Genomic DNA, 14,750 nt, shown 5'->3' with positions numbered 1-14,750 from the left:
GGCATCGAGTTCCAACGGTTCGAATCGAATCGTCTCCATACAAAAATCTGGGAGAGCCACCCCATACGTGCCTTTGCGCTCAGTCGACAACAACGTCGACGTACTCGCCGGTCTCGACATTTACGAGACCGTTGTTGGTCAGCCGATGGGTCGGGATAACTTCGAGTGCGAGATACGTCAGTTCGAGGATGCCTCCCGGCACTGTAAGGCCGATATCGGCCGCTGCGTCCGCGACAGCCTCGAACGAGTCGGCCGTCTCATCGATCGGTGCATCTGAGATGAGGCCAGCGACCGGCAGCCGGAGTGTGGTGAATGAATCGCTTGCTGGGTCGAAGACGGCGATACCGCCACCGACCTCGCGGAGGTGGTTTGCGACGGTTGCCATCGCGTCGTGAGAGACACCGGCCACGATGCAGTTGTGTGCATCGTGTGCGACCGTCGTGGCAATCGCACCACGGTCGAGGCCGAGGTTGTGGACGAACCCACACCCCACGTTTCCGGGGCCGCCGTGTCGTTCGATGACGGCCATCGGGAGCACGTCCGCCTCGCGGTCGCCCAGGAGAACACCATCGGTTCCGGCAGGTGGGTCCACGGTATCGATGGAGACTGTTGCTGTCCTGCATTCAGTCCGGAAACTGCCGATGGCGGACTCGGCACGAACCTCGATCGGTCCCGGTCCCGTGTGTTCGATAGCCAGATCAGATGGAGCGACAGGGTCAAACGTGACGGTATCAGTTGTGACCGCCGACTGGTTCGGGGTGGTCGAATCGGCTGTTGGGTCGACGACGCCATCGACGATGACGTGCTCGACGGACCAGGATTCGAGCTCCGAGAGCAGCACCAAATCGGCGGGTGCGCCGGGTTCGATCCGTCCAAACGGGAGATCGTACGCCTCGGCGGTGTTCAGCGTCGCCATCTGCACTGCCGTGACCGGGTCGACGCCCAATGTTATCGCTTTCTGAACGGCCTCGTTGATTCCGCCCCGTTCGAGGATGTCGACCACGCTTCGGTCGTCGGTACACAGCGAGAGCCGACGGCTGTCCACCTCGTCGATGATGTCGATGAGCGCATCGAGGTTCTTGCTCGTCGACCCCTCTCGCAGATAGACGCGGAAGCCAGCGTCAGCTTTGGCTCGTGCCTCCTCGAGGGTCACGCTCTCGTGGTCGGTGTCGAGATACCGAGCGAGCTCCTGCAGCGAGGAGTCGGTCACACCGGGGACGTGCCCGTCGACTGTCAGGCCGTGGTCGCGTGCGGCCGTAATCTTCGCGTGGATCTCTTCGTCGCCATCGAGTACGGCTGGCAGGTCCATCACCTCTCCGAGTGCGATGGCTCGGTCCGATGTAAGGAGGTCCTCGACCGCCTTCGCGTCGACCGACCCCCCGGCGTCCTGCAGCGCGGTCGCAGGCACTGACGATGGGACCGTCATCCGCGGTTTCAGCGGCGTCCTGTCGGCATCAGCACCGAAGTCACGCACGCCCGCAGGTCCCAGCACGTTCGCTATCTCGTGTGGGTCGTGGACGACACTTGTCACCCCGTGTGGCACGACTGCTGCGCCGTACTGTGGAACGGTAACCATCGACGCCTCGATATGGGTGTGGGCGTCGATGAGTCCAGGCGTCACGTACGCTGCTTGAAGCACACGGGACGCCGGCCGCTCCCCGAAGGCGACGATCTCGCCGTCGTCGATGGCGATGGCCCGATCTTCAAGGGTGCCGGTATTGACGTCGACAACCCTTCCCTTGACCAGCAGGTCGACCGGTTCGGTCACTGTGATCCACCACGGTTTCGATCATCTGTTCTGTCGAGTTCGGTTTTGATTTTCTCTGCGGTGATCGGTAGATTGTTGATTCGGACGCCGACAGCGCGTCGAATCGCGTTGCTCAACGCCGGTGGGACGGCGTTGGTTGGAATCTCGGCGATCGATTTCGCACCGAATGGTCCAGTCGGTTCGTGAGTTTCGATCAGAATCGGCCTCAGTGGAGGCTGGTCGGACGTTCGCGGCATACCGTAATGGCGGAATCCGAGCGTCTCCGGCGTGCCGTCGTCGGTGAACGAGAGGTCGGCACCCGTCGCCAGTTCGTAGCTCATATGCATCGCCCCAGTCACCTGTCCCTCCGCAAGATCGGGGTTGATCGCCACCCCACAGTCGACGGCGAACACGAGATCGTGAACCTCAAACTCGCCGGTCCGCTCGTCGACAGTGACATCCACGAACTGTGCGCCGAATGGGGGCGGAGACTCGTCTGTACTGTGGCTCGCCTCGCCCATTATCTGTGCACGTACTTCATCACCATAGATGGACGCGTATCCGATCTCTTCGAGCGAGACCGATTCACCTGTCTCCTCCGCGTATACCTTCCCGTCACGCGCTGCAAGTGTGGCGGCTGGTTCGTCCAGCAACTCTGCAGCGAACTCGAACAGTTGATCACGAGCATCCAGCGCGGCTTTCTGTACTGCCTGCCCGGTCACATACGTCGTCGAAGAGGCGTAGGCACCGTAATCGAACGGTGAGATGTCCGTATCCGACGGCTGGACGACAATATCCTCCGGCGGAGCACCGAGTACCTCGGCCGCAATCTGGGACATCGCCGTATCGGCTCCCGTCCCGATGTCGACGGCCCCTGTCTGGAGAATAAAGGAGCCGTCTTCGTTCATTTTGATGTGTGCAGCCCCGAGCTCGTCGCCTGGGATACCGCTGCCCTGTGTTGCTAGTGCCATACCACATGCACGATGGAGGTAGTCCTCTTCCGGCTGGTCGACCTCATCCCAACCGATAGCAGCTTTGCCCTGCTCGATGCATTCTTTGAGACCACACGACCGGATGCGACGGCCGTACTCCCCGTTCTTGAGAATCCCCGAGGCGATGTCGAGATCGCCCTCACCAATGCAGTTCCGAGCGCGGAAGTCGATGGGGTCAATGTCCAGTTCGCGGGCAACCTCGTCCATGTGTCCCTCGACGGCAAAATGCCCTTGTGGCGCACCATACCCACGCATCGCCCCCGCTATCGGCAGGTTCGTGTGGACTGCGTCCATCTCGAACCGGATATTCGGTGTGTGGGTGTACAACGGCAGTGGTTTTTTACCAACGGCACTGGCTGCGGTCATGCCGTGGGGACCGTACGCACCAGAGTTGGTCACCACCGACATATCGAGGGCGTCGAGTTCACCATCGTCGGTTACAACGCTCCGAATACTGACGCGAGAGGGTCGACGAAGTCGCATCGCGTGGAACTCTTCGCGCCGCGTCGCCTCCAGTTTGACTGGGCGGTCGGCCGCCAACGCTAACGCGAGCGTGATCGGCTCGATCACCATCGACTGTTTGGCGCCGAACCCGGCTCCGACCTGTGGTTTCGTCACCCGAACATCCCGGATCGGAACATCGAACAGATGTGCCAGCTGGCGGCGCACGTGGTACGGAACCTGTGTGCTGGTCACGAGGTGATACCGGTTGTCCTCGTCGCGGTGGGCAATCGTCGTGTGTGGTTCGGGGACGCAGTGGGACTGGTAGGGTGTCTCCCACTCGGTTTCGACGACGGTTCGATCATCTCTCGTGGCTGCCGCCTCAAAGGCAGCGTCGACATCGCCGATTTCGCCTTCTCCGTGGGCTTCGATGTTCCGTTCGTAGTCCGCACCGGGCTGTGGGTTCTCGATGTCGTCTCGGTCGTGGAGCTGCGGCGCGGCCTCATCGATAGCCGCCTCGGTATCGAAGACGGCGTCGTGCTCGTCGTAGGTGACCGTTATTTGGCGAGCGGCAGCCCTCGCGGTAGCAGCGTCCTTGGCAGCGACCGCAGCGATGGGATCGCCGACATAGCGCACTCGCTTTCGAAGGACGTGGAGGTCCAGTGGTGAGGGCTCGGGATACGACTGTCCGGCCGACGTGTAAGGTTTGTCGGGAACTGACGGCGAGTCTGGTGTGATGACAGCGTAGACTCCATCCATCTCTGCGGCGGCACTCGTCTCGATATCGGTGACGACGCCGTGTGCGATCTCCGAGCGAACGACGGCTGCTTCTGCGAGGTCTTGGAAGGCTAAAGCGTGGTCGGCTGTGTATCTTGCTTCGCCGGTGACGATCTTGCGGGCGTCGGATTTCTCCGTTCGACTCGATACCGACCTACGCTCGTCTTCGGCTTTTGTATTTTCCGGGTGTTCGTCCCATTCGGTATGAGAGATAGCCTCCGTCGACCCCGATTTATCGAGTTGGCCGTCGTCGCCCGGTGTGCCGGGCCTACTCATTGGCCCTCACCACTAGAGTAACAGTCACAACCAGCACACGATTGGGCGTCGGGTATCCGGCCGCCATCAGCAGCCACCTCCGTTTCGCTCGCCACTCGATCCGCGGCATCGGCGACGGCATCGAGTATCTTCTCGTAGCCGGTACACCGACAGAGGTTGCCCGAGAGCGCCTCCCTGATCTCCTCGTTGGTGGGGTCGGGATTCGTTTCGAGCAGTCCTTTCGTTCGCATGATCATGCCCGGAATACAAAAGCCACACTGGAGGGCCGCATTGTCGACGAAGGCCGCCTGAATCGGGTGGAGTTTGTCTTGGGTACCCAAACTCTCAATGGTCTCGACCTCCGCACCATCGAGCCGGACGGCTGGCTCGATACACGACTTTATCGGCTCGCCGTCGACGATGACAGTACAGAACCCACAATCACCGGTGTTACAGCCACGTTTTGCGCCAGTATAGCCAGACTGCCGGAGAACGTCGAGCAGCGAATCCGAGCGTGCTGCTGGAAGCCTCACCGCCTCGCCGTTCAACGTGAAATCGATTTTCATAGTAGTCCCTGTGTATGAAAGCCGTCGATCGGCTCGCTATCGAACCGCGCTGTGCATATCTCTCTCATGAGTATCTGTCTGTCGAGAATTGTTTTCAATCTTCGCATCAAATAGCCCACACATAGGGATATTTGACCAGAAAGTTCTATTCATGCTTGTTTTGAGCCATTTTGGTCCAAATTTTTAATATAGTTGCTGTTAATCGGCCACACAGAGGACAGTCACTTCGAGCGCAGCTCACAGGAGTTCTGTCGGTGGTGATTGGGGGACTGCGATCTTCGGTCGGACGGGGTGACGGCACACGCGACACATTTGCGACACATCTGTTCTCCTGTGTGGGGGTCCCACAGAGCGTGTACGGGTGGTGTTTTTCACTGCCTATGTGCCACAGTGCGAAACGCGGAGCGTCGACAGAGCGTAGACGAGGCCTGAACAGCGCATGAAGATGTGTCACCAAAAGCCACTGGAAGGGTTGTATGTCGTCAGCCATCGCTCCGAGTAGATGGAGATTAACACCCTAAGGGTGTATATTATTACGGGCCTGAGCCGCAAAAGTGGAATCTATTCAGTGGCGTACACGCTCTGTACACACTGTGTACCAAGATATAAATCGCAGCTACAAGTTGTAGTCGTAATGGCTCCTGACACTAGTTGTAAGGTAGATGGCGTGATCGAGCGGTACGATCTCGCATCGACTGACCCCATCTACGACTCTATCGACGAGGGACTGCTTGCCCGTTGGACGGGTACTGGCAAGCGAACCGCGATGGGGTATCGATCACTCACCGAATGGTTCAACAAACGACTGTTAAAGGCCGTTTACGACGAACACGGGCGTGAAACACTCGGTGCAAGACTCGACAGCGACTACGAGATACTCACAAGCAACGACGACCTCGTTAGTGAGGAAGTAGCCGAGAGTTTGCGTGGCGACGGAATCGACAGCGATCGACTCCAGCGTGATCTGGTGTCGTGGGGAACGATGCGGATACACCTCCAAGAGTGTCTGGACGGCTACAAGGAACCCCAGACAGCGAGTACGAACTGGGAAAAAGAAAGCATTCAGAAAGTAATCGAAATCACAGAGGAAAAAACGGAGTCGGCGCTTTTGACGCTCGCAAACAAAGGAACGCTTGCTGGCGGTGAGACTGCTGGTATCGATGTGCAGATCCAACTCAGCTGCCAGTCGTGTCCGACACGAGTCCCCTTCGATGTCGCAGTTGAACGGGGGTACGTCTGTGAAACACACAATACACAGCGGCTTTCTCAAAACTAACTATGGTTTGGACAATCGATATCAAGCGGATTGCCGGGATTCTACACGGGAGTGCAACTATCGAACCCGGTCTGAACGCCGTTCAAGCCGCTAACTGGCAGGGTAAATCAAGCTTCGTTGAGGCAATCAAGACGGCACTCGGGACCTCAACCGAGCTGACAGAGGGTGCGGACTCGGGTCACGTCGACCTGCACACACCAGCTAGAGACGTTACGGTACAGCTCGTTCGAAACGGGTCGGCTGTCAGCAGTGAGGGAACGCCGTATCTCGACGACGAATACGATGTCGTTCGTGCTGAACTGTTCGCCTGTCTGGATGAACACAATGAGATCAGACGCGCTGTTCGACGGGGCAAAAACCTCGAAAACGTACTCTTACGTCCGCTGGACTTCCAGAACATCGATGAACAGATCGCCGAGTTGAAACGCGAACGTGAGCGAGTCGAGTCTGAGCTCTCGCAGGCCACCGAGGCACGTAAACGACTGCCGAGCGTTCAACAGAAAGTCACGAGACTCGACCGAGAAATCGAGGAGTTGCGCGAGCAGCGTGAGGCTATCGAGACAGGAGACGACGAGGGCGAGACATCGACACAACAGCAGTTGAATCAGGCTCGCTCCGAGAAGCGGCAGGCCGAAAAACAGGTCGATCAGCTCGAACAGAGCATCGAACGCACACGAAACCGACTTTCGGAACACCGTACGGAACTCGAATCGATCGACGTTCCTGATCACGAGAACGTCGACGAACAGCTCGAACGTGTGCGAGGAGAGCTAGATAGTGTCAAACGAGACGCAGAGATCCTCCAGTCGCTGTATTCTGCCACTGAAATGGTTCTTGACGAGAATCGGTTCGATTTGATTACAGATGTCCAGCGCAACATCGCTGGTGACACGGTCACCTGCTGGACCTGCGGGAATGACACGACGCGAGAGGATATCGAAGCACAACTCGAAGCGCTCGGAACCCAACTGACCGAGCATAGAGCAGCGGCCGAACAGTATCGCGACAGGGTCCAAGAACTCGAAGCCCGCCGTGAGCAGCAACAGCAGATACAACACCGCGAGCAGGATCTCAAAGCCGACATATTCGAACTCAAAGAGCAACTCGCCGACAGACAACAGAGTCTAGCGGATGCACAGCAGCGGCTGGACGCCGCGAGCACGCGCGTCGACGAACTGGCCGAGAGGGTCGACGAGACGATGTCGGATCGCTCAGATATCGAGAGCGAAATCAAATACCGTGAGGCCGAACTCAACGATGCGACGGCCGAACTTGACAAACTCGACGCGCGAACCGCCAAAATCGACAGGCTCGAGACGCAACTGGAGACGATTCGGACCGAAATCGAAGATCTCAGAAGCCGGAAGGACCGAATCAAACGCGAGGCACGGGACGCGTTCGACCAGGCGATCGACGATATCGTCTCCCAGTTCGAAACAGGGTTCGAGTCCGCCCGACTCACAGCCGACTTCGACATCGTCGTCGCCCGCGACGGCCGTGAGGCCAGCCTCACGGCGCTCAGCGAGGGTGAACTAGAACTCATCGGGTTCGTGGCGGCGCTGGCTGGCTGGCAGTCGTTCGATGTGGCCGAGTCCGTCCCCATAATGGTCGTCGACCGCGTCGGTGGCCTCGACGATGAGAACCTGCATACGCTCGTCGAGTATCTTCGAGATCGGACGGAGTATCTCGTCTTTACTGCCTATCCGGAGTACACTGCTTTCGATGGCCACCGAATCGACCCCACCGTGTGGACTGTAGCAAACGAAGGGACGATCAAACCCAACTAACACCCTTCTTAGAGGTAGTCGGTTGGCCAGTTACGGACTGCGCTGTGTCCATCAGAGTCTCTTAACTGCTATTGTTTGAGGACGAATGTCCGTTTATACTATAGAGAACACAACAATCATAACACTCAATCGAATTACTCTGGACGCTTGGGGCAATATTTATGTAATGGCGGGAGAGAATACGACGTGACCGGAGAACCAAGTATGGTGGCCAGTAACAGTTTCAAAGAGCTTTCAGAGGTACTCGCACGGTTAGAATCATCAGGGACTACGGTTCAGCACGCCGAAATGGATCAAGACCTATCGAGCACAGACAGCGAAGTTACGGCTGAGCTCGCCGTCACTGTGCCGATCCTGACTGACGATAACATGAGAGACAAAGTATCAATAAACGCCGAAAACGCCGCCATTGAGGACGGGGCTGTCGCAGTCGACCTGACAGTCACGGTGTCGGCCAGCGAATCAAAACAATTGACACACGTTAACAGACCAAATGAAACTTACACTACAAGTGGTCAATCTAACGTGGAGGCAGTTCCCGCATACAAAAATCCGGACGCGCTACAGGCCGTATACGAACAGTACAGTTCCTTCCCGGAAATGACCGACGCACTCGGGGTCGATGTCACCTCGGAAACCGTCCGGCGACACATGATTGAGTACGACATCCATGATCCGGATGATACTAGACCGAAATCGTACATAGATGCCAGAGCACGTAACGAAAAGAACGATCAGACTGACTCTGGTAATTCCCATGGTCCTGCCACAGTCAGTACCGAAACCGAGGCACCAGCAGACGCAGATCCCGACACCGACGTGTTGACCTCGGACGACCAGACTGATACGTCCTCGGGAGTCGGTGATGAAATAAAGACCCAAGAGACAGCGAGCGCTGTTACTGACGGCGGGAACGTAACAGTGGGCGGTGCCACCGAGCAGTCACCGTTCGCTACCACACCGGTCAGAGACGTGGTAGCCGAAGCATCCACACAGCGGTGTGAGGACCCAGTTGTGAAAAGCGACATTGATCTCCCGGAAACGTTGACTGTCGCCGGACTCGCAGACGCGATCAACCAGTCCCAGACAGTCCATGGGGTCACTCAACACATCGGCGTGAACCGAAGCGCTGCCACGCGGTTCCTCCAAGAGTTCGGTCTTATCGATTTCGTCTCCCATCGCCTGGCCGCCGATCAGATTACAGTCTCGCCAGATGAGGTTGTCAGACGCATCAATGCTGCTCAACAATAAAAGAGCCAGTATGAACCACCAGACGGTAGACCGTGGGAAAGAGGTATGAGTAACACGGACGAAAGTTGATATAATGGCAACAATTCGTATCCGAGAATGGACAAAAAAGCAAATTGAGCGGATCAGAGAAGCCGAATCACATTCCTCCAACGATTCAGTTATCAAGTCGTTGTTGAAAGACCGTGAACTCGCAAAGTTCGCAGGCAAAGGCGTCGAAACAACCGATGGAGCGTCCGTAACCGAACCCACCCCGACGACAGACAAGCCTTTCGTCGATCTAACTGTCATAGACGAATTGTTGTTTCCCGATAATGGTATTGTGTTTCTATGGTGTCCGAACTGTGTGACCGAAATAGCCTATCTCACTGTTGAGGATCAAATGAGTGTCTCGGCATTCGAAATGGAGTGCCAACACTGTCTTGTCAATCTCGACCACCACGCAATCGTTGCTATTGAAATCGGCTACCCGATCGAGCAGAAGCTCACTGAAGACGACCTCGAAGCGGATCTCAAAGCGTGTGTCATCGACTACTGGGATCGAACTCTCAAAGACCACACAGAGAGTGCCACGGACGACGCAGCGGGGATCGAACAGCTCGTCTGGCAACTCGGAGAGTACGCACGGGAGTTCGCTTGGGAGTGGCCGGAAAATGTTCCTGCGGTCGGATTCGAAGTTGGAAACGCCTATCGGAACACGACCACCGACGAACGGATCGAAGTCCTCGAACAGGTCACCGACAACAGAAACTCCCTCGATTCATTCACTATCAAGCAGTACACTCCTACGACCAATTCGTCCGACGTCGACCCCGAAATCATGGACAGCAGTACCATCGTCGATCTTATTGCGACGCGCAGCCTGCTGCCGGAGAGCTAGCCGACTTCGTCAATCGATCATAACCAAAACGGCTGAGAGAACCTGGGTTACACGTCATTTTGGCGTCACGGCAAAATAAGCAACTGCTTGGCAGACGTAACAACACCACTACCACACCGCCACATAGAATTGTGACACAGACAGTTGCCGATGTGGTTGGCGACGTTTTAAAATCGGATGACGGCGAAAGCGTCGGTATGTTATTAATTGACAAACAGATTCAGCGTACGGTTACCGCGAACGGGGGTCAAGTGTGATGGACGCCGACGAGTTCGAATACCTTCGGGCCAAGACCGTTGGACATGCTTTAGAGTTGTTAGAGGAGTATCCCGACCCAGCGGTGCTGGCAGGGGGGCATACGCTACTGCCGAACATGGAAGTCGGTTTGGCCGACCCGGAGACGGTCGTCGACATCGGCGGGATTGATGCCATGCAGGGTATCAAGCGTGAGGGAGATGTAATGCACGTCGGTGCGTTGACGACCTACAGTGAGATCGTCGACACAGACGAACTCTGGGACCGTGCAACCGTGTTGCCAGAAGCAATCCGCGAGATTGGTGATACGCAGGTGCGGAACCGTGCGACCCTTGGAGGCAACCTCGTTCGTCCGGAACCGACGTCGGACCTTTCGGCTGCAATTATCGCCAGCGATGCGACGCTCATTGCAACGAGCCGCCACGGGGAGCGTCGCATCGATGCTGACGATTTCTTTCGGCCGATGCGTACGACAGCCCTCGACGAGGACGAACTGCTCACACGAATCGAGGTCCCTCTCGTGAGCGAAGACACCAGCGGTGCCTACAGCAAAACCCAAAGCCCGTCTGCGAGGTACACGCTGCTGGGTGTCGCAGCCCGCGTGTCAGTCGACAAGGGAATGGTGTCTACGGCTCGTGTTGCCGCCAATGGGGTGACGAATCACGGTCTTCGACTCGACGGGGTCGAAGCCGCTCTCGAGGGGAATCAGCTCGATACCGAGACGATAGCGGCTGCAGCACCACAGGCGACCGCAGGTATCGACGACTCACAACTGATAGACGACAGCCAAGCGTCGGCTACTTTCCGTATGCAGCTTCTTGAGGTATATACACAGCAGGCACTCAAGCGGACCGCCGAGCGTGTCGGGCTCACCGTTTCAGCGTGATCCAGTTCGTATTAGTCCACCGAATGATCGCCACTACACAGCTAACACCGAGGACCGATGGATGACGTCTGAACACTGGAGCACACCGGAAACGGAAGTCCTGGATGCCATCGTTGACGGGGTCACCAATCAGCAGGCAGTCCTCGCAACTGTCGTCGACGTCGAGGGGAGTGCCTACCGACGTCCGGGTGCAAAGATGGTCATAGCCGATGGCGGTGGTGTCGGCGCGATCACCGCTGGCTGTTTGCAAGACGAGGTGTATGAACTCGCCGAGCAGGTAGTGGCCGACAGTGAGCCATACATCGAACGGTTCGATCTCACCGGCAGCAACGATGTCTGGGGCCTCGGTGTTGGTTGCAATGGCGTGGTCGACATCCTGCTCGAACCACTAGATGCGGCATACCGACCAGTCGCTGAGGCATACGAAGCCGTCGAAGACATAGCCGTTCTGACTATGCTCGACGGGGTCGGGACGGACATTGAGCGGGGTGGCCACGTCTTCGCCCGCCCGACGGGAACAGCCGACTACCGGAATCTCTCGTTCGAAACAGCAGCAACCGACTGGCCCGACGAGCTGCTCACCTCACTGACCGAGCCGACGGCCGAGTTGCTGGCGGTCGACGCCTCCGACAGCATCACGGTCGACTGGGAGGGTAAGACAGTCGACGTGTTCGTCGACAGTGTCTGCATGTCGCCCGAACTGATCGTCTTCGGAAGCGGACACGATGTCTCTCCGGTCGTCGAACTGGCAACGCGGGCCGGTTTCAGTGTCACTGTCGTCACGTTCCGGGGGACAGTCGGGGTAGACGAACGATTCCCCGTTGCTGATCACGTCCGCACGATAGCTCCCGCGGATATTCGCGAGCACCTCGAGTTCGATACCGACACATACACGATCGTGATGTCACACAACTTCGTCGACGACCGGATCGCCCTCAACGAATTACTTGCGACGCCCGTCGAATACGTCGGGCTGGTGGGGTCACGACAGCGGTTCGAGGAAATGCAGGACGCGTTCGCCGCCGAGGGACGTACGTTCAGCGCCGCCGAACGAGATCGCATCTACACCCCGGCTGGCCTCGACCTCGGCGGTGGGACTCCGTTCCACATCGCCCAGAGCATCGTCGCCGAGCTAACAGCCGTCCACCATGACCGAGATCCCAACCACCTCACGGACCGGACCGGACCGATCCACGCACGGTCACCGATCACACAGTCGGTCGACGACGGCTAACCGACGCGATCTGTCGTCGGTCACATATTCAACCCGTTTGAAGGGGTTGATATAGAGGCGTTCACGCTTCATGGAAAGCTCTCGGTATATATTTATTCGATACACCTCCTCGCTATTCTATGCGGATTGCACGACTGCGCACACCGGACGGAGTGCTCACTGGTCGCTACGAGGACGGCGTTGTCACGACCCCTGAGGGAGAAACGGTGGTTGGCGATGATGGGCATCTCACATACCCGTGTTCGCCCTCAGCGATCTACTGCGTCGGACGGAACTACGCCGAGACACTCTCTCAGATGGAGTACGACCGCCCCGACGAGCCGGATTTCTTCATCAAACCACCGACCGCGCTTACGGGTCCTGACCAACCGATCCACTACCCTGAGTGGACCGAGGAGTTGACGTACGCTGGCGAACTCGCAGCAGTCATCGACAAACAGTGTCACGATATGTCCTCCCAAGACGTTCCTACGGTTGTGCGAGGGTATACAGTTTTGAACGATGTCGACGCTCTCGACCAACCGGGACGGACCGCACGGAAAGCTTTCGATACGTCCGGTCCACTGGGACCATGGATCGAGACAGATATCGATCCCTACGGCATCGAGATGAAAACGGTGATCAACGGAGAGCAACGGCAGTCAGCGACCACAGACCAGATGCTATTCGACCCGTATGACATCATCTCGTTTCTTTCAGAGAGAGTTACCTTCCAGCCGGGCGATGTTGTCGCCTTCGGCAGCCCAGCGAACCCGGGAACGATCACGCCCGGCGACACCATCGAAATCACGTACGATGGGATTGGAACGCTTTGCAATACGGTTGTGTCGTCCCGTTAACCCTGTGTGGCCCTCTTAGGTGTGGGTCGCAATTGCCTTGGAGACGATCTCCGTACAGCGGTCCCAGTAGTTCGGCGTGTGGCCTGCATTGTGCGGTGTAATCTGGCAGTTCTGTAGCTCCCATAACGGGCTCTCGGACGGGAGTGGCTCGGGGTCTGTCACGTCGAGAGCAGCCCCACAAAGTTTGTTAGTTTGCAGCGCATCGACGAGCGCATCCGTATCGATGACTTCGCCACGAGCGATGTTAGTCACTGTTGCGTCGGTTGGCAACAACATCAGTGCCTCCTCGTCAATCAACCCCTCGGTAGTCTCGGTAAGTGGACACGCTAAGACGAGATGATCTGTTCGAACGAGTGCATCGTTGAGATCCGCCTCATCGAAGCCAATTATTTCATCGGCCGGTCCGCCCTTAGAGGGTGTATATCGGACCCCGATGGTTGAAACGCCGAACGCGTTGAGTCGGTCGACGATCGTTTGGCCGATCGGCCCGAGACCGACGACCGTTGCCGTCGACCCTTTGAGTTCACCTGCTTGGTAATGGTTCCACTCTGTCTGCTGTTTCTGTCGCCATGCTCTGTCAAGTTGGCGTACGAACGTGAGAATGTAGCCCAAAACCTGTTCAGCGATGTTCGGGCCGTGAACACCGGAGGCGTTTTGAACCGCAACATCGTGGGCTTCGAGTGCATCAAGCGGCAAGTGGCCGGTCCCGGCGAAGGTACAGACGAATAACGACAGCGTCTCGGATTTCTCAACAAGTGCTTGATCGATCGTATATCCGGTTGCAATCGTTGCTTCTTGTAAAAGGTTGGTCTTTTGCGCTGGTGTTTTTGCAAGTTGTACCTCATACTCGGGGAGTTGTGCCTGCAAGGTATCGGCGTAGTCAGCGGCTGATAACCCGTGTATTTTGTGGTCTAAGACGACAATATCGGTCATCGCGTTAGCTCCATTGTGAAGGGTTCAGTTGCTGATAGCAGTACATTTGTTGAGGGTTTTGTCGACCAAGTTTGATTTATGACCATTTATTTCTTAATTTCCATTTTTATTTTATTGTTAGTAGCTCGCTACTCATAGAGGTACCCAATTAGTTACATTCGGATTTTGGTATGAGAGATGTTGAATCATCATCACATGAATTGGTAGCCTCCTTATGAAGTAAACCAGAACTATTCTGTTCAGGAATTTGGTGATACAGAACTGTTTATAGAGATTATGCTATTCTGTTTTTATATATTCGTAACCCTAACATAAAATTTTCTTGTGGCAATATGTCGGTGCCCATCAAGTTCTTTAAAATGTGACCATATTGGGCCTGTATAAAACACTTATTTTACAGAACTCTCTTTAATAATACCCACTTCTCTGCCGAAGAATACAAAAAAGGTTGAAGTTAATCGTTTAATCACACCGATTGTGTAGCCACGTGGATATAAGTTAGTACATTAGCACTACTTCTGGGGTTAATCCGGCAAGCTGATTGCCACGGCTGAAGAAAGAGAGCAATGAAAGAACTTGCACACGACCACGGAGATGCCGCAGGGTTTCTCAGAAGGTATCAAGCGTGTTTCGC

The 14,750-nt window shown here is 56.5% G+C and carries 11 protein-coding genes; 7 read left to right on the top strand and 4 right to left on the bottom strand.

The features are described from left to right. Positions 1–79: 79 nt before the first annotated feature. The 3 genes from O2S87_RS10660 to O2S87_RS10650 are packed head-to-tail and all read right to left on the bottom strand — an operon-like array spanning position 80 to position 4,778. A complete protein-coding gene (locus O2S87_RS10660; protein ID WP_475408775.1) occupies positions 80–1,768 on the bottom strand; it encodes an adenine deaminase in 1,689 nt (562 codons plus the stop codon). After that, entirely contained in the window at positions 1,765–4,233 is a 2,469-nt protein-coding gene (locus O2S87_RS10655) for a xanthine dehydrogenase family protein molybdopterin-binding subunit (protein ID WP_475408774.1), read from the bottom strand. Before O2S87_RS10655 ends, O2S87_RS10660 begins: the two co-directional genes overlap by 4 nt. Next, positions 4,230–4,778, bottom strand: coding sequence for a (2Fe-2S)-binding protein (locus O2S87_RS10650; protein ID WP_475408773.1), 549 nt, complete (start codon positions 4,776–4,778; stop codon positions 4,230–4,232). Before O2S87_RS10650 ends, O2S87_RS10655 begins: the two co-directional genes overlap by 4 nt. Positions 4,779–5,412: 634 nt before the next feature. Between O2S87_RS10650 and rdfA the strand changes: the two genes are divergently transcribed. The 7 genes from rdfA (at position 5,413) to O2S87_RS10615 (ending at position 13,183) form a co-directional block, all read left to right on the top strand. After that, entirely contained in the window at positions 5,413–6,054 is a 642-nt protein-coding gene (gene rdfA, locus O2S87_RS10645) for a rod-determining factor RdfA (protein ID WP_475408772.1), read from the top strand. A gap of 2 nt (positions 6,055–6,056) precedes the next feature. Next, positions 6,057–7,841, top strand: a complete 1,785-nt coding sequence (locus O2S87_RS10640; protein WP_475408771.1) for an archaea-specific SMC-related protein — start codon at positions 6,057–6,059, stop codon at positions 7,839–7,841. A gap of 204 nt (positions 7,842–8,045) precedes the next feature. Continuing rightward, the gene (locus O2S87_RS10635) at positions 8,046–9,092 is read left to right on the top strand and encodes a DUF8073 domain-containing protein (protein ID WP_475408770.1); all 1,047 of its coding nucleotides are present in this window, start codon (positions 8,046–8,048) and stop codon (positions 9,090–9,092) included. Between the two features lie 343 nt (positions 9,093–9,435). Then, positions 9,436–9,969 carry a hypothetical protein gene (locus tag O2S87_RS10630; RefSeq protein WP_475408769.1) on the top strand — a complete coding sequence of 178 codons (534 nt, stop codon included), beginning with the start codon at positions 9,436–9,438 and terminating at the stop codon, positions 9,967–9,969. A 256-nt stretch (positions 9,970–10,225) separates the two neighbouring features. Then, entirely contained in the window at positions 10,226–11,110 is an 885-nt protein-coding gene (locus O2S87_RS10625; protein WP_475408768.1) for an FAD binding domain-containing protein, read from the top strand. A 61-nt stretch (positions 11,111–11,171) separates the two neighbouring features. Next, complete coding sequence (locus O2S87_RS10620; protein WP_475408767.1) at positions 11,172–12,344, top strand: XdhC family protein; 1,173 nt, start codon at positions 11,172–11,174, stop codon at positions 12,342–12,344. A 119-nt stretch (positions 12,345–12,463) separates the two neighbouring features. After that, complete coding sequence (locus tag O2S87_RS10615; RefSeq protein ID WP_475408766.1) at positions 12,464–13,183, top strand: fumarylacetoacetate hydrolase family protein; 720 nt, start codon at positions 12,464–12,466, stop codon at positions 13,181–13,183. 15 nt (positions 13,184–13,198) lie between these two features. Here the strand turns inward: O2S87_RS10615 and O2S87_RS10610 are convergent, their stop codons facing one another. Beyond that, positions 13,199–14,116, bottom strand: a complete 918-nt coding sequence (locus O2S87_RS10610; protein ID WP_475408765.1) for a D-2-hydroxyacid dehydrogenase — start codon at positions 14,114–14,116, stop codon at positions 13,199–13,201. Between the last annotated feature and the right edge of the window lie 634 nt (positions 14,117–14,750).

This window comes from Halohasta sp. A2, assembly GCF_056175805.1.
The sequence above is the reverse complement of the archived record's forward strand: the minus strand, read 5'-3'. Positions and strand labels throughout refer to the sequence as shown.

What these genes read in the sequence shown, in the direction of transcription:
- O2S87_RS10655 (WP_475408774.1), bottom strand. Translation starts at nt 4,233, where the DNA reads ATGAGTAGGCCCGGCACACCGGGCGACGACGGCCAACTCGATAAATCG.
- O2S87_RS10625 (WP_475408768.1), top strand. Translation starts at nt 10,226, where the DNA reads ATGGACGCCGACGAGTTCGAATACCTTCGGGCCAAGACCGTTGGACAT.
- O2S87_RS10615 (WP_475408766.1), top strand. Translation starts at nt 12,464, where the DNA reads ATGCGGATTGCACGACTGCGCACACCGGACGGAGTGCTCACTGGTCGC.
- O2S87_RS10610 (WP_475408765.1), bottom strand. Translation starts at nt 14,116, where the DNA reads ATGACCGATATTGTCGTCTTAGACCACAAAATACACGGGTTATCAGCC.
- O2S87_RS10640 (WP_475408771.1), top strand. Translation starts at nt 6,057, where the DNA reads ATGGTTTGGACAATCGATATCAAGCGGATTGCCGGGATTCTACACGGG.
- O2S87_RS10650 (WP_475408773.1), bottom strand. Translation starts at nt 4,778, where the DNA reads ATGAAAATCGATTTCACGTTGAACGGCGAGGCGGTGAGGCTTCCAGCA.
- O2S87_RS10620 (WP_475408767.1), top strand. Translation starts at nt 11,172, where the DNA reads ATGACGTCTGAACACTGGAGCACACCGGAAACGGAAGTCCTGGATGCC.
- O2S87_RS10635 (WP_475408770.1), top strand. Translation starts at nt 8,046, where the DNA reads ATGGTGGCCAGTAACAGTTTCAAAGAGCTTTCAGAGGTACTCGCACGG.
- rdfA (WP_475408772.1), top strand. Translation starts at nt 5,413, where the DNA reads ATGGCTCCTGACACTAGTTGTAAGGTAGATGGCGTGATCGAGCGGTAC.